Raw genomic sequence first — 20,189 nt, forward strand, 5'->3', positions numbered from 1 at the left:
AGAAAAGAGTTGATCTGAATGAAAAAATTTTTGGTACTGTGTCTGACGGGTTTCATGTTGTTTATTTTAACCAGTTGTGGAAAAAAGGCTGAACCAGAATTAGTGAATACTGTTGAGATCAAGCAAGTTGTCAATCAGATCAAAGTGGATTATGACGCAGATGATTTGAAGGTAAAATATCATAATCAACCTTCGATTATTCTAAAAGAATATATGAATGAAGATAATCAAAAGTATTATGCAGAAATTGATTCGAGTCAAAAAAGCGTGAAGATTACTGAAGGTAAACGACCGAAACGGACAAGCTTTAAAGCTTTTATCGAACTAATCTTACCTGAGGAATTTGATCAAGACCTGACGTTGCACACTACTAGCGGAGATATTGATCTGCTAGAAACTAAAAAAGAATTTGATAGCATTTCTTTAGATACAACTAGTGGCGAGATTCAACTGAGAAATAGCCAGGCTAAATCAATCAAGCTAACGACGACTAGTGGGAAACTAATGGCAGAAAAACTGGCTGCAACAGATGAAATGATTGTTGAAAGCACAAGCGGGTCGGTCGAATTTAAAGATATCGCTGCTGAAAACTATCAGATAAAAACGACAAGTGGAGAAACAAGTTTAGAAAATGTAACGGGTAATGTGCATTACACAACCACTAGTGGAAAGTTAAATAGTTCAGACTTAGTCGGTGGCGGCAAATTTGAAGCAACAGGTGGTGGAGATATCCAGTTAGTGTATAAAAAAGTAGAACAAGATATTTCTATGGATGCTAAAAACGGTCAAGTTACTTTAGATTTACCAACAAAAACCAATTATCAGATTAAGATCAATACAAAAAATGGAACAATTGAGAGTGATTCAGAATTTAATTTGAAAGGAAATCAACAAGAAAAAATTGGTGGGACAAAGGACCCAGAATATGTAGTAAAATTGGCTACAAAAAATGGTAACATAGATCTTAAAGGTCACTAAAAGGAGTGAATCAGATGAAAAATCGTTTGGATTTATTTTATGGAGCAGGCAGCCATTTATTTATCAACAAAGGCTATGCCCGCACGCAAATGAAAGACATTGCTCAACAAATCGGTTTGTCAACTGGCATGATTTATCAGTATTTTAAAGGTAAGAATGATTTATTGGATTTTATTATCAAGTGTACGATTGAGCCTAGTTATCTGCACCAAGATTTTGACTATCCGATTCAAGGTCAGTTGTTTGAACATCTAGATCAGGAAATAGATGCTGCTTTTGAAAAAAATGCTGCCGATTTTAATAAAGGCATGGAAAATCCCAATTATACCTTGGTAGAAATGTTTTCTGATGCCTTTGATGTGATTGCAAAATATGGAGTGGGTTGTTTAATTATTGAACATAATTTAGATGATTTACCTAAGTTGGCTGAGTCTTACCGTGATTTTAGAAAGATTTATTTTAAACAAGTTTATCAATATGTTGAACGATTTATTAATGAAGGTCAGATGCGAGAAGTTGAGGATAAACATTACACTACTCGGACAATTATTGAACTATTGGCTTTTTGGGGAATGCATATTATGAACGATGCTTTTGAGCGAGACGAAGCTTTGACCCATGAAAAAGCCAAAAAAATCTGTTTGGACAATCTTATACCTGCTTATAGTAAGAAATAATCTGGATGATTAACTATCCAGATTGTTTTAGCACAATTTTATGAATGAATGGTTCAATTAATTCGTGGAGGTGATAAAATGATGAATAAAAAAATGAAGATACGACAGTTTTTTTGGCTTTTTGTAATTGGTTCGGTAATTGGTTTTTTAATAGAAAACTGTTATAGCTGGATTCTTTTAGGAGACTTGAGTTTTAGAAGAGGCTTAGTTTTAGGACCATTTACGCCAATCTATGGTTTTGGAGCGGTCATATTTACTTTATTTTTAAAACCGTTTCGGCGAGAAAATCCAGTGATTATTTTCTTTTTCTCTAGTTTACTTGGAGGAATTATAGAATTTACAGGTAGTCTAATCGAAGAACTAATTTTAGGAATAAAAATGTGGGATTTCAGTCAACAGCCATTTAATTTAGCTGGTAGAACTAGCTTGATATACATGTTCTTTTGGGGTGTGATTGGAGTATTTTATTTGAAATTTCTGTATCCATTTTTAATCAGACTCATTAATCATTATTTAATCCAACAACGAATGATTTATTTTATATTTGTTGGTTTCTTTATCATGAATTTCACCTTATCAGGATTAGCTATCAACCGTTGGACGGAAAGACAATCTTATCAAAAAAGTGACAATCAAATCGATAAAAAATTGGATCATCGATTCCACGATGATTATTTGACTGAAATTTTTCCCAATTTAGAATTAGCTGAACAGGAGGAGTAGAACATGAAACAACTTTATTGTGATTCGGAAAGTATCACTAGTGGCTTAATTCATTTGTGGGGAACCATATTGGCGATTGGTGGCACAGTTTTATTAATTTTAAATGCCAAAAGTTCTGAGGCAATCGTAGCTACCTGTATTTACGGGGCTAGTTTAATTGGATTGTTTCTTGCATCGACAATTTTCCACATTTTTTATGTATCAACAAAGATTCATCGCATTTTACAAAAAATCGACCATTCATTCGTATTTTGTTTAATCGCTGGAACGTATACGCCTATATGTTTATTGGTTTTAAATAAAACCATCGGACTAGTATTGTTAGTCAGCATTTGGTCATTGGCACTGGTAGGTATTTTAGGAAAAATCATTTGGTTTCAGCAAAGTAAATGGTTTTCGACGATTATTTATTTGCTAATGGGATGGGGGATTGTTGCATTTAGTGGGCCTTTGATGGATAAACTTCCGAGAGAAGCGATCTTGTTTTTACTTACTGGTGGAATATTTTATACTATTGGTGCAATTATTTATGCGACAAAACCTTTACAGTTTCATTTTAAAGCCTTTGGAAGTCATGAATTATTTCATCTTTTTGTGTTAGCTGGAGCTATTTGTCATTATTATTTGATGTATCAATTCATTATCTAATCTTAGAAAATGAGAGAAGAATCTCTATGTGAGGTTCTTTTTTTGTGTTTAAGACAACAAAAAATATAGTGATCCGTTATTTTAAATACACTTATTTGTAACGAAAAAGGAATCTTACTTAAATCATCTGGTTGTCTCTTTTAAAATATCACATGAAGGGTATGAATAATCTGATAATTATTATATATTCAAATTTTTATTTCTAAAAAACAAAGTATGTTTATAGTAGATAGAATGAATAATTAGTTATTTTCTGCGAAGAACCAATTATCTAACATTAATAAAGAATTTTTTGCCGTACCAATCTAGCAAGCCTTCATCTCAATAAATAGGTAATATAAAAAATGTTATCTATATTTATTCAATAATTATTAATATTAAGCAATTGATTTTAAATTAAACGATTGATATTTTTGTGAAAATGAGCTAAAATCAATCTAATTTATAAGAAGGTAGGGAACAGCTTGGACGGAAATATTTTAAGTTTAATTGGGGTGCTGATTGTTATTGTTGGATTCGCCCTGAGATTAGATTCAATTTTAATTGTAGTTGTGGCTATGATTGTGACGGCACTAGTAAGCGGTTTAGGGATTGAAACGATGCTAGAAACTTTGGGTAGTAGTTTTGTCGCAAACCGAGGGATGGCAATTTTTATTATTATTATGTTGGCAACTGGAACTTTGGAACGTAATGGTTTGAAAGAATCCGCTGCACGAATGATCAAAAAATTCAAACGGGTGAATACAAGTGCTATTTTAATGATTTACGGTGTATTCAGAACTGTTTTTGCGGCCTTTAATGTCAGCTTTGGCGGTGTAGCTGGTTTTGTGCGCCCAATTGTATATCCAATGATGGAAGGTGCAGTTGAATCAAAAGGCTTGCCAGATAATGAAGAATATTTTGAAGACTTAAAAGGGATGTCTTCCGCGATGGAAAATATCACTTGGTTCTTCGGACAAAACTTATTTATTGGTGGTGCCGGAGCGTTGCTGGTACAATCTACTTTGAAAAGCTTAGGCTATGATGTTTCATTGGTTAGATTAATGGTAGTAGAAATCCCAGTTGCATTGGTAGCATTAGTCGTAGCATGTATTTATTTCCATTTTAAAGACAAACGATTAATGAAAAAATACTACGGCGACAAGGGGGTTAAGTAGATGTCATTTTTCTTAGGCTCAGAAGCTTTACTTAGTGAAAAATTATTAGAAATTATTTATATCGTAATGGGACTCATTGCAATTGGGACAGGTATCTATAATTTAATGGACAAAACCAACAAAAATCGCTATGGCTCAGGACTTTTCTGGCTGGCGATGGGGATAGTTATCGGTTTTGGTCGTTTTATTCCTAGTTTATGGACAGGTATTATCATTATTATTATGACAATTCCAGCCATCCTACAAAAAGTAACAAAAGGTAAAAGCAATGCTGCAAGTCGTGAATATATGGAAAAAATGTCTGATAAAATTGGCATGCGAATTTTCATTCCAGCTTTAACCATTGGTTTCGTGGCGATTATTGTGGCATTATTTACCGATTTAGGAGCTTTAGTCGGTGTGGGAATTGGTGTCTTACTATCAATTATTATTTTGATGCTATTTTCTAGAGACAACAAACCATCTGTTTTCTTTAAAGATGCGGTAGATATGTTGGGAACAGTTGGTCCATTATCAATGTTACCAATGCTTCTAGCTTCTCTTGGGGCAATCTTTACAAGCGCTGGAGTTGGTGAAGTGATCTCAAGTGGTGTAAGTAGTGTCGTTCCAGCTGGGAATTTACCGCTAGGAATTACGATTTATGCGATTGGCATGGTGATCTTTACGATGATTATGGGTAATGCTTTTGCGGCGATCACTGTAATGACTGTTGGAATTGGCGCACCTTTTGTTTTAGCTTATGGTGCTGATCCAGCATTAATCGGAATGATTGCTTTATCATGTGGCTTCTGTGGTACTTTAATGACACCAATGGCAGCCAACTTTAATGTCGTACCTGTCGCGATTTTAGAAATGAAAGACAAATATGGCGTTATCAAAAATCAAATTTTCGTTGCGTTATTTATGCTAGTTTTCCAAATTTTTTATATGATTCTATTTAGTTAAGAAGGGAATTGATCTTTAATGAAAGTTTTAGTTACCGGATTCGACACATTTGGCGGAGAAAAAGTAAATCCTGCCTTTGAAGCAGTAAAATTATTACCGTCAGAAATCGCTGGCGCAGAAATTATCAAATTAGAAGTACCAACAGTTTTTGGTGAAAGTGGTGAAAAAGTTGCAGCAGCCATTAAATCAGAACAACCTGATCTCGTAATCTGTGTTGGACAAGCTGGCGGACGAGCTTCTGTTTCATTTGAACGGGTAGCAATTAACTTAAATGAAGCCCGGATTGCAGACAATAAAGGCAATCAACCATTAGGTCAAGCGATTCAAGCAGATGGAAAAAATGCATACTTCACCTCATTACCAATTAAAGCGATGGTTCAAAATGCCAATGATCATGGCTTACCAGCGTACATTTCTTATACTGCCGGCACATTCGTCTGCAACGAAATCATGTACAATTTATTGTATACGATCGAAAAAGAAGGCTTAGGTATCAAAGGCGGATTCATTCACGTACCTTTTGAACCAAGCCAAACAATCGGTAAAGCAGTCGACGTACCATCAATGCCAATTGAAACAATTTCTAAAACAATTGAGTATGGTATTGCAGCAGCGGTTACCAATAAAGATGATATTGAAATCAATCTTGGCACCACACATTAGAAAGTAGTTGCTTATGGAGTTCTTTTTAAATTCAGAAATACCTATGAATGATAAATTATTAGAGCTCATGTTTATTGTGATGGGCCTCTTATGTATTTATCTTGCTTTAAAACATTTAAGAAGCTGGCAAGGATTCGCCAGCTTTGAAGCTTTTTTATTCTGGTTCTTATTGGGTGTGGTTTTGGCAGCGGGACGTTGGTTGCCTAGTTATATAACTGGTATTTTAATTTTGATCATGACCCTACCAGCGATTCAACGGAAAAGTCAGCCTTTTACTGGAGTAGCGAAGAAAATTAAGTTTGATCCCCAACTATTTCAAGGAAATAAGATTTTTATTCCCGCTTTATCCATCGGTACAGTCGCTATTTTGTGTTCTTTTTTCACAGATATTAGTTCGCTGGTCGGCATTGGGATTGGCGTCGTTTTAGCGATGTTCATTTTATTCATTTTTTCGCGGAAAAATACTCCACGGGTCTTCTTACGAGATGGCGCTAATATGTTAGAAACAATTGGCCCGTTGTCGATGTTACCGATGTTGCTAGCCTCGTTGGGAGCCATTTATACCGAAGCTGGTGTTGGCGTAACGATTGCAGAAATCATGCAAAACATGGTGCCAAAAGGAAATGTCTATGCAGGGATGATTTTACTTTCTGTCGGCATGGTAATTTTCACGATGATCATGGGAAATTCTTTTGCTTCGATTACAGTGATGTTAGTAGGAATTGGTTATCCTTTTGTTTTGAGCTATGGCGTAGATCCGGTGATTGGCATGGTTGCTTTAAGTATCGGCTCCTGCGGAACGTTAATGACACCAATGGCGGCAAATTTTAACATTGTCCCGGTAAATATCCTAGAGATGAAAGACAAGTATGGCGTGATAAAAAACCAGATTGTGGTGTCATTAGCAATGTTTGTTTGTCAGTTGTTGTATTTGTTTATGTTTATATATTGAGAAGTCAATTCAATTTAGCTTGAATTGGCTTTTTTGTTGTCTAGTTTAAGAAAATTTGAGATGTTATCCTTAATTAAGATGAAAAAATGACTTTATTATTTTTTTCGAATATTTAAAGAGAGAGTTTATAAATGATTGAATTGTTTTCGATCAAGTATCAAGGTCATTATTATGAATTGCTGCAAATACTTGACGAAATCTAGTAGGATAAAACAAAAGCATCTCTAATGATGCGACAATATGAAGTCAAGAGATCAAAAAGAATAAAAAGCCAAAAGATGATTAGTTCGTCAATGCTGTATTTTCATGCCTTTTAAGCATGTTTGAAAATTTAATAAGTATTGGCATCAAACGAATCTCTCCGTTAAAGTTGAATAAACATTAAAAGGAGAATCTGCGATGGAATATACAAAATTAGGTAATACAGGATTAGATGTCTCACGAATTTGTTTAGGAGCGATGAGTTTTGGTGATCCGGTGAATTGGGTGCATAAATGGGCTTTAGAGGAAGATGAAAGCCGGCCGATAATTAAGAAAGCCTTGGATTTAGGAATTAATTTTTTTGACACAGCCAATGTTTATTCGATTGGTCGCAGTGAAGAAATCTTGGGCGCAGCCTTAAAGGATTACGGTAAACGCGATGAGATTGTTTTAGCGACTAAAGTGTATCAAAAAATGTTTGATGGACCAAACGGTGCAGGACTTTCGCGGAAACATATTATGTCGCAAATTGATCAGAGTTTGGCGCGCTTGCAGACGGATTACGTGGATTTATATATTATTCACCGTTGGGACTATGGCACGCCGATCGAAGAAACGATGGAGGCTTTACATGATTTGGTAAAAGCTGGAAAAGTCCGCCATATTGGTGCTTCAGCGATGCATGCTTTTCAGTTTGAGCAGGCGAATCATGTGGCAGAAAAAAATGGTTGGACTAAGTTTGTCTCGATGCAAAACCATTTGAACTTGATTTATCGTGAAGAAGAACGGGAAATGATTCCTTATTGTGAATCTGAAAATATTGCCTTAACGCCGTATAGTCCGTTAGCTTCTGGTCGTTTAGCACGTAGTCCGCAAGAAACTTCGAAACGTTTAATTACTGACGATGTTGCCCGATCGAAATATGATGAGACGGCAGATAAAGATCAGTTAATTATTGATCGTGTTGGTGAATTGGCTGGAAATATCAGGTTAGTCGTGTGGAAGTATCTTTGGCGTGGTTATTTAGTAAGCCGACTTTAGCAGCGCCAGTAATTGGAGCGACAAAATTATCCCATGTTGAGACAGCCGTAAAAGCAGTTGATTTAAAATTATCTATTGAAGATATACAATATCTTGAAGAACCTTACGTGCCGCATAAAATTGTTGGCTTTTCTTAAAAAAGTAATCTGTGCATAAATTTTATGCGCAGATTATTTTTTTACATTAAATCAATAATTTTTTTTCCGGCAGTTTCTTCCAAAATAATTGAAGTTGATACTTTGCCGTAATGCATCAGTGCAGCTAGTAATTTTTCTATTTCTACAATCGTTTGAGCGCGTCCCTGTATAATATAGTTTTCTTCGCCAGTCACTGAGTCAAAAGATAGAGTGGGGTTAATTTGTTGTGCCTTTTTTATAAAATCGGTGAAAGAGATGGTTAAATTACTTATTTTTACATAAAAAGGGATACTGTAACCCAATTTGCTATAGTCTATATCAATCGTAAAAGCTCTTAAAATTTTAGCATCTACCATTTTTTCAATTCGGCGTTTGACACTTGGCTCTGACAATTTAACGGCTGTTGAAAGATCTTTGATGCGCATGCGGCTATCAGTCGATAGTAATTTCAAAATTTTTAAATCAGTTTCATCAATCGTCTCCATAAGTTGGCTCCTTCAAGATAAAAATTGTGTTTTTTTTCGAATAATGTCATTTTCTCTAAAAAATGATGGGTCATTTGTATTTTAAACGAAAAATTAGTCGAAAGAAACTTTTTTAAGGCATATTCAAACAAATCAATCATTCGATATAATAAGTCCATAGTTTGAAAGCGCTTTTAAATTAATTAAAAGAAGGAGGAAGTCAGTGAATAAATGGATGAAATTTTTCTTACTTTATTTGGGTGGTACCTTAATCGGAATGTCTCAATTAAAAATTGCGCCAGTTATTAATCCATTGTCGCAATATCTCCACACCTCTTTAACCCAGATGTCACTACTAACATCAGTATTTACTATTTCAGGAATTTTTATTGCGATTCCTGGCGGCGCATTAGTTACTAAAATTGGTGCGAAGAAGTTGCTTTTGGGGATTATCGCTTTGTTGGCAATTGGTAATTTCTTAGGAACTGTTGCAGGCTCGTTTTCAATGTTACTAGTCACCCGTGTGATTGAAGGGATTTCTTTTTCGACAATTGTTATGACGGCAGTCGTTTTAATTAGCTACTGGTTTAGAGATAGTCAGTATTCTGGCACGGCGATTGGTATTTTCACAACCTTTCCGGCTTTGGCTTCATTGATCTCAATGAATTTGTTTTTATCTTTGTCAGAAAAATATGGGCATTTTGCTAGTTGGTATTTAATTGGTGGGCTTTCTGTTATTCTATGGATTTTATATTTCTTTTTCTTAGATGCACCGAAGGCAGAAGATCAGTCAGTAGAAGAAAAAATTGATGCACCTTTTCGTACGGTTTTAAAAAATAAATCAGTTTGGATTTTGGGAGTTTTACAAGGTTGTATGGCGTTTGTATTATATGCTTACATCGCTTTGTATCCAGTATTGTTTAGTGATTATTATCATCTATCGCAAGGTACGGCCAATTTTTACTCGGGCTTGTTTGGTTTATTTGGGATTCCTTTTGGTGTTGTGGCAGGATTTTTATTGGATCGAGTGAAAAAATCTGGTTTAGTGATTTTGGTGGCTTTTTCTACGATGGCATTGGCGTGTTTAGCAGCACCTTTTTTAGGTGGAGTTAGTGGTTTGATTATTGCTCAAGTCTTTTTTTTATCAGCAGCAGCCATGTTGGCTTCCTCTTCCATCACCATTTTAGTACCAAGAGCGGCAGGAAAAGAACAGTTGATTGGTTATTCAATGAGCTTTGTCAATTTATTTTATTATACGATGATCGTGATTGGTGCCCCTTTAATTTCTAAAATAGTTGAACAATTTTCTTGGTTGACAGGATTATCAGTTTTAACTGGGGTGGCTTGTATCGGCGTGATTGGATCAATTATTTATTTAGTAACAAATCAGACAATTAAAAATTAGGAGGAATTATTGTGAACACAAATTTTGAAACAGGTTTAAATTATGCCAAAGATTTAGATACTAAGGATGAGTTACATCAATATCGTGAAGGTTTCTTTATTCAACCGGGTGAAATTTATATGGATGGCAACTCTTTAGGAATGGCTTCTAAAGCTGCTGTAGAAAATATCGATAAAATGATTGAACGTTGGAAAAAAGAAGGCGTCAGAGCCTGGAATGATTTATATATTTATGGCGAAAAAATTGCGGCTTTAATGGCGCCAATCGTGAATGCTTCGCCTCAAGAGATTACTGTGACAGGCAGTACGACTTCAGATATCCATTCGGCTTTAGCAACATTTTATCATCCGACAAAAGATCGTTATAAAATTTTAGTTGATGACTTGAATTTCCCAACCGATCGTTATGCTGTCGATAGTATTGTAGAATTAAAAGGATACTCTATTGAGGATGCAGTGAAAGTTGTCAAAAGTCCAGATGGTGAATTTATTGATGAAACAGCTGTGATTGAAGCGATGACAGATGATGTAGCAGTGATTTTATTACCAACTGTTTTATATCGAAGCGCTCAAATTATTGATATGAAACGTTTGACTGAAGAAGCCCACAAACGCGGAATTATTATTGGCTTTGATTTATGCCATGCGATTGGCGCGATTGAGATTGACTTTAACGATGTGCAACCTGATTTTGCTGTTTGGTGCACGTATAAATATTTGAATGGCGGTTTAGGTTCGACGGCTGGCTTATACATTAATCAAAAACATTTTGATAAAAAACCTGGTTTGGCTGGTTGGTTTGGCAATCGCAATGATACCCAATTCCAATTAAAACATCAATTCGAACCACAACCTGATGCCAGCGGTTGGCAAATTGGTTCCCCAGCAATTTTTTCAATGGCTGGCTTAGAAGGCTCGTTACAAATTTTCAATCAATTAGGGATGAAAAAAATCCGCGAAAATTCATTAAACAAAACAGCCTATCTTATGTATTTAATCGATCAAGAATTAGCAGAATATGGCTATTCTTACGGAAACAGCACCGATGATCAAGTTCGCGGCGGCCACGTTTGCTTACAACACGAAGAAGCGTATCGGATTGCTGCAGCTTTAAGAGATAATGGTGTGGTACCGGATTTCCGTGAACCGAATGTGATTCGCTTAGCACCAATTGCTTTATATACTTCCTATGAAGAAATCTATCAAGTTGTTCAAACCTTGAAAAAAATTGTTACAGAGAAAATTTACGAAGATTATAGTAATGTGCGGTCTTCGGTGGTTTAAAATAGAGCAAGAAAATAGGAATTGAGAGGGTAAAGTCTTCTCAATTCCTATTTAAATTTCGCAATTTTTATTTTTCTGCTTTTTCATTCCATTTATTAGGACTCCAAATATTTCCTTCTAACGCAATTTGTAAAGACTCGTTATCATCTTCTAATTGCTCGATATATTTGATGGCTTCTGTGATAGCTAAGTTATTTTCGCTATTTTGTAATTTCGTTAATTCTTCAGCTAACCATGTATTTCGCATTTCCTTCACCTCAAAAAGAGTGTATCATGGATATTGGGAGTCCAATAAAATAATGCTTGTTAGGAGAAATACAATGAGGCTTAATGAAAACGTTATCAAAGAAGTTCAAGCTGAGATTGAAAGTGTCAAAGAGGAACTGGCTTATATAGAAAGCAGTAATTTTTCTGGTGAGTTAAAGGATCAGCGGATTTTAGCATTGACGAAAGCATTAAAAGAAGCAGAAGATTTTTTGGCTGCACAAGCAGAATCTTAGTCTAAAAAAACCTACGATGGTATACTCAAATGGTAGTAAAATTATTAAAAATTTGAGAAGTGGGGGACAGAATTATGACAAACAAAGATGAACTAAAAGGCAAAGTAAATGAAGCCAAAGGTAAAGTGACTGATGATGAGTCCACTGAATTAAAAGGGAAAGTACAACAAAAATTTGGTGAAGCTAAGGATGCTGCGAAAGATAAAATGAACAAAGCTGCTGGCAAAATCAATGAAAAACTAGATAAAGAATAATATTTTACCTGTCTCCTTTAAAGAGGCAGGTTTTTTTCGTATAATATTGCTTAAGACAAAAATTAAGGAGATAGCATGGTAGACTTTAAATATTGTAAAGATTCATTCGCAATTCAAACTCATCGGATTTTCCCATTAGATTTAAATACATACGGTTTCTTATTTGGTGGAAAATTAATGACATTAATTGATGATACAGCGTCTATTTCAATTTCTAGACATTGCCGCCGAGCTGCAGTAACAGGTTCATTGGAGGAATTAAATTTTTTAAATCCACTTCATAGCAATCATTCCGTCTGTGTGGAAAGCTATGTTTCAGGTGCGCATCGTAAATCAATGGAAGTTTTTGTTAAAGTGATTGGCGAAAATTTAATGACAGGAGATCGCTATCTAGCGGCCACTTGTTTTATTAACTTTGTAGCAATTGCTGATTCAGAACATCCAGATAAAGATTTTGTCGTGCCTCAAGTTCAACCACAATCAGAGGAAGAAAAATTGATTTGTGATGGTTATCCAGCAAGACGGGCTGAGCGCTTAGCGAAAAGAACCGATTATAAAGAGTTTATTGAAAAGCTTTCAATTGCTTTACCATGGGAAGCTGAAGCTTAATTTGACAAACAAGTAAAACTTTTCAATAATACTTGAGAATACAAATCCAAATGATTGAAGGAATTTTTGATGCAAAAAGTTGAAATATTAAAGCGATTAGAAAAAGCTGGTGTCATTGCTGTTGTTCGTGGTAGCAGTAAAGCTGAAGCGTTACAAGCAGTAGATGCAATTGTTTCTGGTGGGATGAATGGTATTGAATTGACTTTTACTGTTCCCCAAGCAGATCGAGTAATCGCCGAATTAGTCTCAAAATATCATGATCAGCCGGAAGTGGTCATTGGTGCGGGGACAGTTTTAGATGCTGTAACAGCTCGCTTAGCAATTATGGCAGGTGCGCAATATATTGTCAGCCCGAGTTTTGATAAAGAAACCGCTAAAATTTGTAATTTTTACCAAATTCCTTATTTACCAGGTTGCATGACAATCACCGAAATGAAAGAGGCTTTAACTTACGGTTCAGATATTATCAAACTATTTCCTGGTAGCGCCTTTGGGCCAAGTGTGATTAAAGCATTTAAAGCCCCACTGCCTCACTTGAATATTATGCCAACAGGCGGTGTCAGTTTAGATAATATGCAAGAATGGTTTGATGCTGGCGTGATTGCTGTTGGTGTTGGTGGAAACTTAATGGCACCAGCTGCCCATGGCAACTTTTTAGAGGTCACCAATATGGCGGAAAAATATATGGCTAAATTTAACGAAATTAAAAAATAATTTTTTGAGCTGAAGATGAAAATCTCAGCTTTTTTTGTATCCAATAAAGAAATCATTTACAATAAAAGTAATATTAATTTAGGAGGATATAATGAAAAAATATTTGTGGGGATCAATTATTTTTTTTGCCTGTTTATTTTTAGGGGGAACTGTCTCGGCTAATGCAGAGGCACAAATGTATCGTTTATACAATTCTAACTCGGGAGAACATTTTTATACAAAAGATCCAGGGGAACGGAATTATTTGATTACTTCTGGTTGGGATTCAGAGGGGATTGGTTGGATTGCGCCAGACAATGGGGAACCAGTTTATCGTGTTTATAATGCAAATGCTGGCGATCATCATTACACCATGAATCTGAGTGAAAGGGATTATTTAATTTCGGTGGGCTGGAAAAATGAAGGAACTGGCTGGTTTTCTGATGAGGACAAGCGAACACCTATTTATCGAGCCTATAATCCAAATGCGAAAGCCGGTAGCCATAACTATTCGGCACATTCTAGTGAACAACAAGGCTTGATTTCTGCTGGTTGGCAAGATGAACAAATTGGTTGGTATGCTGTTGCGGCTGGTGGAAATTACAGTGCTGCTGAAAAAATAGCACAAATAAATGCATTGTCTCAACGCTATAGCAATCGAAATGTTAATATTTATTATGAAGGTTTAGTCGATAACAATGCTGGTACAGCTGGAATCAATCCTGACCGACAAATTTTTGCTGCCTCAGTAGCTAAATTACCGATTGCTGCTTATGTACAAGATCGAATAAATCGTCAGTTGTTGGCGCCATCGGCTGAACTTTTATATTTAAATTCAGCCAATTATGTAAATGAGGCCACTTCAACTGGTGGGACTGGTTCAATCCAATTTGAAACAAATTTTTGGAACAAACACTATACTGTCGATGATTTAATGCGGCGTTTATTTGTGAATTCAGATAATTTAGCTAGTAATCAACTACTCGCGCAAATTTGTTACAATAATATGGAAGACTTTCAGCGTTATATCAATAACGTTTATGGAGTTAGTCAATATTCAAGAATGATGACGGCTAGAGAAGCAGGTAAATTAATGGCTGCTATTCATCGACAAAATGGGATTGCTAATCAGGTCATGTCAGAAACAGATTGGAAAAATGATAAAATTGGCGCTTTACCAGTAAAAGTCGATCATAAAGTTGGTATGGCAAATCGTTACAATCATGACGCTGCAGTTGTTTATGGCAGTCAGCCGTTTATCTTGGTAGTACTAGGAACAGATATTAGTAATCAAGAAATTACCAAAATAGCTCAAGGAATATATCAAATTGTTCAAAGTTAAAAAAGACCTCAAAAGCTAGACTAGCTTTTGAGGTCTTTTATTTGGGAAAAAGTCTTTTTTCATTTGGATTAAACCATAAAGTAAAAAACTGACTGCGAGTAAGACAATAGTTACCAATAAAATAATGCCACCAGATAACAATACAGGAGACTGTAAAACAGTGAGTAATGGATTGATTAAAAAAGTTGAGCCACCTTGCTCTTTCAAATTTTCTAAAGCTCGAATCACATCATTTGTTTGAAAATGATTAGGCATTGACTGACTTAAGCTGGCTAATGGACGATTGGCGATGGCTAAATAGCCAGCAGCGAAATTTCCCAATGCCAACAGACCTAAACCAAAATTCCCCATGCTTAATATGCCAATCGAAAAGTTACCAAAGCCAGCTAATCCAGCTGTAAAATTGCCAAAAGCCAGTAAGCCGATAGAAATGGCACCGATGGAAATCAATCCAAAAGAGAAAACACCAAGACTGAAAATTCCTTGAGAAACGATGCCAAAGGAAACAATTCCCCGTGAAAATAAGGCTAAACTAAAAATGCCAGTGGCTTTTGGGAGTTCTCTTAGCTGATGAAACAATTCTTTTTTAGTAAAGCTTTGCCGATATAACCAATTAAAGTTAGGAATGACTATATGAATTAATGGAAGCATACCAATCATAAATGAACTGCAAAATTCAAAATAAGTGGGTGGCGCTTCTTGATCTAACAATTCGTCAAGCGATATATTTAATAAATTCGAAATTTGTTTCAAAGTTGCAATATCCGGCAGACCTGCTTGACGTTCCCATTTTGAAATTGTTTTATCTGAAACATGTAAAAGGGCAGCCAACTCTTTTTGTGTCAGATGATGATTTGCGCGATAATTTTTTAATTGTTGACTTAAATTATTTTCCATATGCTGCCTCCTCTTTTTTGAAAGTTTAGCAAAATAAACTCGAAAAATGAATAGTTTTTAAGGAATTCATGACTCTACTCTTAGTAGAATACCGATGTAACAGCAAAAAACGACAGATCAACTGCCGTTAGAAATCTATTTCATCTTGATGTTCAGCAACATAAGCTTTGGCTTCTTTGTTGATTGTTTTCAAATCAACACCTTGTTGTTTTGCCGCAAAAACACAACCACAATAACATTGACGATAGACGTCATATTCTTTGCACATTTCTACCGAACGTTTATAGCCTGAATTTTTCTTAAAGTCGCTTGGCAAATAATTAGTATCGTAAATTTTTTGGATATCCATTCCAATTTGATTAATCAATTGACTGTTTTTCTTTGGAGAAATTGTTAAAGCTGAACCAAAGTAATCATAACCCCGCTCAACAGCTTCCTTAGCAGCTAAATCTAGACGCATATTAAAGCACGCAGAGCAACGGGCTCCACCTTCACGTTCTTCAGTCAAATTATTTTCAATCACCATTTTAACAAATTCATTTGGCTTATAATCGTCGACGATTAAATCAACTGTATTACCAGTATTTTCATTAAAATCATCAATAAATTTCTTTTGAACTAAAACGCGCCGTTGATATTCACTTTCTGGATGAATATTTGAATTGGCAAAAAAAATTGTTACATCGGCATATTCAGTTAAAAATTCCAAAGTATAAGTGCTGCAAGGTGCACAGCAAGAATGAATCAAAATTTTGGGACGTGCTGCTTGTTTTTCCCAATCTTGAATCATTTTATGTAACACACGGTCGTAATTGACCTTTTGATTTTTCATTTTATCTACAATCGTTGTTGCATCTATCATTCTCATCACCTGTTGGTATTATAACAAAAATAAGAAAATTTGAAAGTAGCATCCTCAGCCCCGTACTTTCTAAAAAAAAAGAAAGTGTTTTCATCAAACTTTAAGGCGAGTACCTGCGGTTCTTTGATATAATTGACTTGTTAAAATTAAAGGAGGACATTTCATGAAAATCAATCAGTTTGGTTTGAAAAAAACTTCGTTAGCTGATGCTAAGCAGGAATTGCAAGAGCTACAGTTTCTAACTGGAAGTGCAACAGACGGTACAGCATTATGGTTTGAATTTTTACAAAAAAGTTTATTAAAGGTTAAAGACGAGAGTGGTTTTATCGCAAAACTTGGTAATTTCTTGGCGACTGAAACTTCTGATTTAGCAAATTTTTATCAAGAAAAACAAGTATTAACAAAAAAAGTTTTCTATACTGTAGCTTTACAACAGTTGGAATTCTTCAATGAAATTGATTTCAATGTAGAGACTTTAGAAGAAGATTTAGTTAAAATCAATATCCCAGTTGTAGAGGGCGATTTTACTGATCCAGATGTATTAATCGAAGCTTGGTATTTATTATTAAATACGCATACTAAAAATGGTCTAGCTTTCATTGATAAATTAGCAAATCAAGGTTTTTATGTTGACAAAGAGTTACCAAAACCTTACTTTTTCAATGGAAAGGCCCAAGCTGTATTTGCGACAGATAAATTAATCCGTGAGGTCGTCTATGTAGAAGCACCATTAGATACTGATTTAGATGGTAATCGTGATTTATTAAAGCTAGAAATTTTACGGCCATCAGAAACAGAAACCGGTTTAAAAGTACCTACATTATTTACCGCTAGTCCTTACGCACAAGGAGTAAATGGCCCTGCCGGAGAAGCTTTAACTTATGATGTAAATGTTCCATTAGAAAGAAAAGAACCAAAGGATACTCCTTATGAGCAAATTCGCTTTAAAGGAAGAGATGAAACGATTCCTGCTGAAAGAGAGGTCAAAGGTGAAAGCAAATATGCAACTGAAACTTTCACACGAGAAGGCAGCTATACCTTAAATGATTACTTCTTAGCACGTGGCTTTGCGGTAGTTTATGGTGCTGCAATTGGTACGCAAGATTCAGACGGCATTCAAACTTGTGGCTCAGTAGAACAGACTACAGCAATGGTTGCTTATATTGAATGGTTAGCAGGAAATCGCCGGGCTTTTACCAATCGAATAGATAATATCGAAATTAAAGCATGGTGGTCAAATGGAAAAGTTGCCATGACTGGGAAGTCATATTTGGGCACTTTAGCGACTGCTTGTGCGACTCGACAAGTAGAAGGCTTGGAAACAATTATTTCTGAAGCAGCGATTTCTGATTGGTATCAATATTATCGCGACAACGGGTTAGTAATTGCACCAGGTGGATTTCCAGGAGAAGATGCGGATGTATTAGCGATTGAAACTTTCTCTAAAATGCATAACGCAGGAGATTATTTACACACCAAAGATTTCTTCAATAGCTACTTGAAAGAAATGGCTGTATTGCAAGATCGCACCAGTGGAAATTACAATACTTTCTGGGATGAAAGAAATTACTTACCATTTATTAAAGACATTAAATGTGATGTAGTCATGGTACATGGCTTAAATGATTGGAATGTGAAACCGCGCCAAGTTGGTGATTTGTGGGATGCTCTAAAAGACGTACCAGTGGCGAAAAAATTAATTTTACACCAAGGGCAACATATTTATATTAACAATATGCCATCGCTTGATTTTCACGATATGATGAATTTGTGGTTGTCTCATAAGCTTTATGGTGTCGAAAATAATGCTAAAGAAATTTTACCAGATTTATTGGTTCAAAATAATACTAAAGAAGATACTTGGGAAACGTTCAACGATTGGAAAGGCATGAAAGAAAAAGTCTATTATTTCGATAAAAATGAATTATCGGAAAACGAAACCAATGGTGAAACAACTTTCTCTGATAAATTACCAATCGCACAATACGAACGGTATAGTAAAAATAACCCATTATGGGAAACAGAAATGCTGACAGATGATGCAATGGAAGGTCATCGATATTTAGCAAAAACGTCAGAATTAAATGAAGAATTGCTGATTAACGGCCGAGTAAAAGTTAAGGTCCGTGTGGCTTCTTCAGTTGATTTTGGCATGTTGAATTTTGAGTTAATTGATTTTGGTACAGCGAAACGATTAAAACCAGTGCCAGACACTTTGGCATTAAAAGGACTACAATTAGGACAAAATTGGCGAGAAGACAACTTAGTTGAAATGAAACTAGGGGCACCAACTGAGTATAAAGTTATTACCCGTGGTCATATCAATTTACAAAATCGTGAAAATCCATGGAAAGTCAATGATTTGATCGCCGGAGAATTTGTTGAAGTAGAAATTGATTTACATCCAACGATTTATCGACTAGTCAAAGGACATAAGTTAGGCTTAGCTATTTATGGAACAGATTTTGCGTATACTGTCCGCGGCAATCAAGACATTGATTACACGATTGATTTTAATGAATCACGTTTAACTTTACCATTAGATTAATTGAGGTGAAAAAATGACAGATTTTGAGGATTTTCAACAAAAAATGTCACGTGATTTTGCTAAGCGGCTTCAAAAACGTCAATCTGATCGAACCTTGTGTCGAAAGTATCGTCGCTACGCTTTTAAAGGTGTGGGCTACGAGGACAACAATCAAATTATCTATCGTTTTCCTAACCATTATGGTGCATCCGTCATTGATGGTTTTGGTAGTCAGGGTTTGGAGTTGATGCCGGTTCATTTCTTTGGTAACGACTATCATCATTATGAGAACATGGCTGATTTTCCTTTGACGTACTTGTCTGATGAAAATTTGCAATTGGTTTTGACTGAAATTTTCGAAACAGGTTACACAACGAAAACAATTTAAAATAAAACCGATACAATTTATTAAATGAATTGTATCGGTTTTTTAATTTATTACATAAATATTAAATACGTTACTATTATTTTAGAATTTTGAATAAATATCAATGAATAAGGATTTAATTTATAATTTATATATGTTATATTTATTTGTAATTAAGAAAGCTAAAGTGAGGGATTTGTTGTGAGTACTAAAAGAGAGATGATTTTTAATACAGCGCTTTCGATGTTTAAAAGTGAAAAATATGGGAAGGTTACGTTAGATAAAATTGCTGAAGCGTCAGATACGAGCGTATTTGCCATTAAACACAACTTTCATGATAAAAAAGAATTATTTAGGTTGATTATCTTATTAATGATCGAGCCGATAGAAGAGGAATTAAGTGACATTTATGCTACAACAATGGAGTATTCTCAAAAGTTGGTTAAAGCTATTGAATTAATAAATAATCAACTATCAGTAATTATTGAACGTAATTTTGAAGATCACATCTTATCAGACCTTGCTTCAGTCAATCAGATTCAAGAAGAAGTTGAAAAATGGGTAGACTCAGTTTATTTAAGATTTATCAATTTAGGATACAATACTCATGATATTGACAAAAAAATTCAACGAGAAACCATTTTATCTTATATTCAAGCTGCTGTGAATATTCAGAAGAATAAAAAATTTAAAGCAGAAAGCTTCCATTTCAATCATCAATTACTACACTTATTTTTATATGGTTTAGTAGGTATTCCTGAAATTGATTATCAAAATGTTGACTCGCTCCAACTATTAGAAATACTAACGGAAAAAGCCAGAAGAGAACAACCGTCCTCAAATTAATTTTTGAGGGCTTTTTAT

At 35.1% G+C, this 20,189-nt stretch carries 22 protein-coding genes and 1 pseudogene; 19 read left to right on the top strand and 4 right to left on the bottom strand.

All coding sequences use genetic code 11. The features are described 5' to 3' along the window. The first annotated feature begins 18 nt into the window (after positions 1 to 18). The 9 genes and pseudogenes from KUA55_RS08495 to KUA55_RS08535 all read left to right on the top strand — a co-directional run bounded on the left by KUA55_RS08495 (position 19) and on the right by KUA55_RS08535 (position 8,122). Complete coding sequence (locus KUA55_RS08495) at positions 19 to 978, top strand: DUF4097 family beta strand repeat-containing protein (RefSeq protein ID WP_218325773.1); 960 nt, start codon at positions 19 to 21, stop codon at positions 976 to 978. Between the two features lie 14 nt (positions 979 to 992). Further along, positions 993 to 1,655, top strand: coding sequence for a TetR/AcrR family transcriptional regulator (locus KUA55_RS08500; protein WP_218325774.1), 663 nt, complete (start codon positions 993 to 995; stop codon positions 1,653 to 1,655). A 78-nt stretch (positions 1,656 to 1,733) separates the two neighbouring features. After that, complete coding sequence (locus tag KUA55_RS08505; RefSeq protein ID WP_218325775.1) at positions 1,734 to 2,378, top strand: putative ABC transporter permease; 645 nt, start codon at positions 1,734 to 1,736, stop codon at positions 2,376 to 2,378. Between the two features lie 3 nt (positions 2,379 to 2,381). Then, complete coding sequence (trhA, locus tag KUA55_RS08510) at positions 2,382 to 3,026, top strand: PAQR family membrane homeostasis protein TrhA (protein ID WP_218325776.1); 645 nt, start codon at positions 2,382 to 2,384, stop codon at positions 3,024 to 3,026. Positions 3,027 to 3,490: 464 nt separating this feature from the next. Continuing rightward, positions 3,491 to 4,183 (top strand): DUF969 domain-containing protein, encoded by a 693-nt coding sequence (locus KUA55_RS08515; RefSeq protein ID WP_218325777.1) that lies wholly within the window; start codon positions 3,491 to 3,493, stop codon positions 4,181 to 4,183. Next, positions 4,184 to 5,128, top strand: a complete 945-nt coding sequence (locus KUA55_RS08520) for a DUF979 domain-containing protein (RefSeq protein WP_218325778.1) — start codon at positions 4,184 to 4,186, stop codon at positions 5,126 to 5,128. 18 nt (positions 5,129 to 5,146) lie between these two features. After that, complete coding sequence (gene pcp, locus KUA55_RS08525) at positions 5,147 to 5,791, top strand: pyroglutamyl-peptidase I (RefSeq protein WP_218325779.1); 645 nt, start codon at positions 5,147 to 5,149, stop codon at positions 5,789 to 5,791. 13 nt (positions 5,792 to 5,804) lie between these two features. Continuing rightward, a complete protein-coding gene (locus tag KUA55_RS08530) occupies positions 5,805 to 6,743 on the top strand; it encodes a 5-oxoproline transporter, DUF979 family subunit (protein ID WP_218325780.1) in 939 nt (312 codons plus the stop codon). A 399-nt stretch (positions 6,744 to 7,142) separates the two neighbouring features. Continuing rightward, positions 7,143 to 8,122, top strand: a pseudogene (locus tag KUA55_RS08535) (aldo/keto reductase). A 41-nt stretch (positions 8,123 to 8,163) separates the two neighbouring features. On the opposite strand, the gene KUA55_RS08540 reads toward KUA55_RS08535, so the two are convergent. After that, positions 8,164 to 8,607 carry an Lrp/AsnC family transcriptional regulator gene (locus tag KUA55_RS08540; protein WP_218325781.1) on the bottom strand — a complete coding sequence of 148 codons (444 nt, stop codon included), beginning with the start codon at positions 8,605 to 8,607 and terminating at the stop codon, positions 8,164 to 8,166. Positions 8,608 to 8,809: 202 nt separating this feature from the next. On the opposite strand from KUA55_RS08540, the gene KUA55_RS08545 reads away from it, so the two are divergent. Next, entirely contained in the window at positions 8,810 to 9,991 is a 1,182-nt protein-coding gene (locus KUA55_RS08545) for an MFS transporter (protein WP_218325782.1), read from the top strand. A gap of 11 nt (positions 9,992 to 10,002) precedes the next feature. Further along, positions 10,003 to 11,274, top strand: a complete 1,272-nt coding sequence (gene kynU / locus KUA55_RS08550; protein WP_218325783.1) for a kynureninase — start codon at positions 10,003 to 10,005, stop codon at positions 11,272 to 11,274. Positions 11,275 to 11,341: 67 nt separating this feature from the next. Here the strand turns inward: kynU and KUA55_RS08555 are convergent, their stop codons facing one another. Then, positions 11,342 to 11,521 (bottom strand): hypothetical protein, encoded by a 180-nt coding sequence (locus KUA55_RS08555; protein WP_218325784.1) that lies wholly within the window; start codon positions 11,519 to 11,521, stop codon positions 11,342 to 11,344. Between the two features lie 73 nt (positions 11,522 to 11,594). Here KUA55_RS08555 and KUA55_RS08560 point away from each other — a divergent pair, with 73 nt between their 5' ends. The 5 genes from KUA55_RS08560 to KUA55_RS08580 all read left to right on the top strand — a co-directional run bounded on the left by KUA55_RS08560 (position 11,595) and on the right by KUA55_RS08580 (position 14,672). Then, positions 11,595 to 11,774: a hypothetical protein gene (locus KUA55_RS08560; protein WP_218325785.1), complete on the top strand. Its 180-nt coding sequence runs from the start codon at positions 11,595 to 11,597 to the stop codon at positions 11,772 to 11,774. Positions 11,775 to 11,848: 74 nt separating this feature from the next. After that, positions 11,849 to 12,028 (top strand): CsbD family protein, encoded by a 180-nt coding sequence (locus KUA55_RS08565; RefSeq protein WP_218325786.1) that lies wholly within the window; start codon positions 11,849 to 11,851, stop codon positions 12,026 to 12,028. A 75-nt stretch (positions 12,029 to 12,103) separates the two neighbouring features. Further along, the gene (locus KUA55_RS08570) at positions 12,104 to 12,637 is read left to right on the top strand and encodes an acyl-CoA thioesterase (protein ID WP_218325787.1); all 534 of its coding nucleotides are present in this window, start codon (positions 12,104 to 12,106) and stop codon (positions 12,635 to 12,637) included. A 69-nt stretch (positions 12,638 to 12,706) separates the two neighbouring features. Continuing rightward, positions 12,707 to 13,351, top strand: a complete 645-nt coding sequence (locus tag KUA55_RS08575) for a bifunctional 4-hydroxy-2-oxoglutarate aldolase/2-dehydro-3-deoxy-phosphogluconate aldolase (protein ID WP_218325788.1) — start codon at positions 12,707 to 12,709, stop codon at positions 13,349 to 13,351. A 91-nt stretch (positions 13,352 to 13,442) separates the two neighbouring features. Then, the gene (locus KUA55_RS08580) at positions 13,443 to 14,672 is read left to right on the top strand and encodes a serine hydrolase (protein WP_218325789.1); all 1,230 of its coding nucleotides are present in this window, start codon (positions 13,443 to 13,445) and stop codon (positions 14,670 to 14,672) included. 15 nt (positions 14,673 to 14,687) lie between these two features. Here KUA55_RS08580 and KUA55_RS08585 read toward each other — a convergent pair whose 3' ends face one another. Then, positions 14,688 to 15,569 carry a helix-turn-helix domain-containing protein gene (locus tag KUA55_RS08585; RefSeq protein WP_218325790.1) on the bottom strand — a complete coding sequence of 294 codons (882 nt, stop codon included), beginning with the start codon at positions 15,567 to 15,569 and terminating at the stop codon, positions 14,688 to 14,690. A gap of 127 nt (positions 15,570 to 15,696) precedes the next feature. Then, positions 15,697 to 16,431 (bottom strand): epoxyqueuosine reductase QueH, encoded by a 735-nt coding sequence (locus KUA55_RS08590; protein WP_218325791.1) that lies wholly within the window; start codon positions 16,429 to 16,431, stop codon positions 15,697 to 15,699. Positions 16,432 to 16,594: 163 nt separating this feature from the next. Here KUA55_RS08590 and KUA55_RS08595 point away from each other — a divergent pair, with 163 nt between their 5' ends. From KUA55_RS08595 to KUA55_RS08605, 3 genes are all read left to right on the top strand, one after another. Further along, positions 16,595 to 18,979 (top strand): Xaa-Pro dipeptidyl-peptidase, encoded by a 2,385-nt coding sequence (locus KUA55_RS08595; protein ID WP_218325792.1) that lies wholly within the window; start codon positions 16,595 to 16,597, stop codon positions 18,977 to 18,979. A gap of 13 nt (positions 18,980 to 18,992) precedes the next feature. Then, the gene (locus KUA55_RS08600) at positions 18,993 to 19,346 is read left to right on the top strand and encodes a hypothetical protein (protein WP_246601441.1); all 354 of its coding nucleotides are present in this window, start codon (positions 18,993 to 18,995) and stop codon (positions 19,344 to 19,346) included. 180 nt (positions 19,347 to 19,526) lie between these two features. Further along, entirely contained in the window at positions 19,527 to 20,171 is a 645-nt protein-coding gene (locus KUA55_RS08605; RefSeq protein ID WP_218325793.1) for a TetR/AcrR family transcriptional regulator, read from the top strand. Positions 20,172 to 20,189 lie beyond the last annotated feature (18 nt).

This window comes from Enterococcus alishanensis, from assembly GCF_019218635.1.
GTDB lineage: Bacteria > Bacillota > Bacilli > Lactobacillales > Enterococcaceae > Enterococcus_A > Enterococcus_A alishanensis.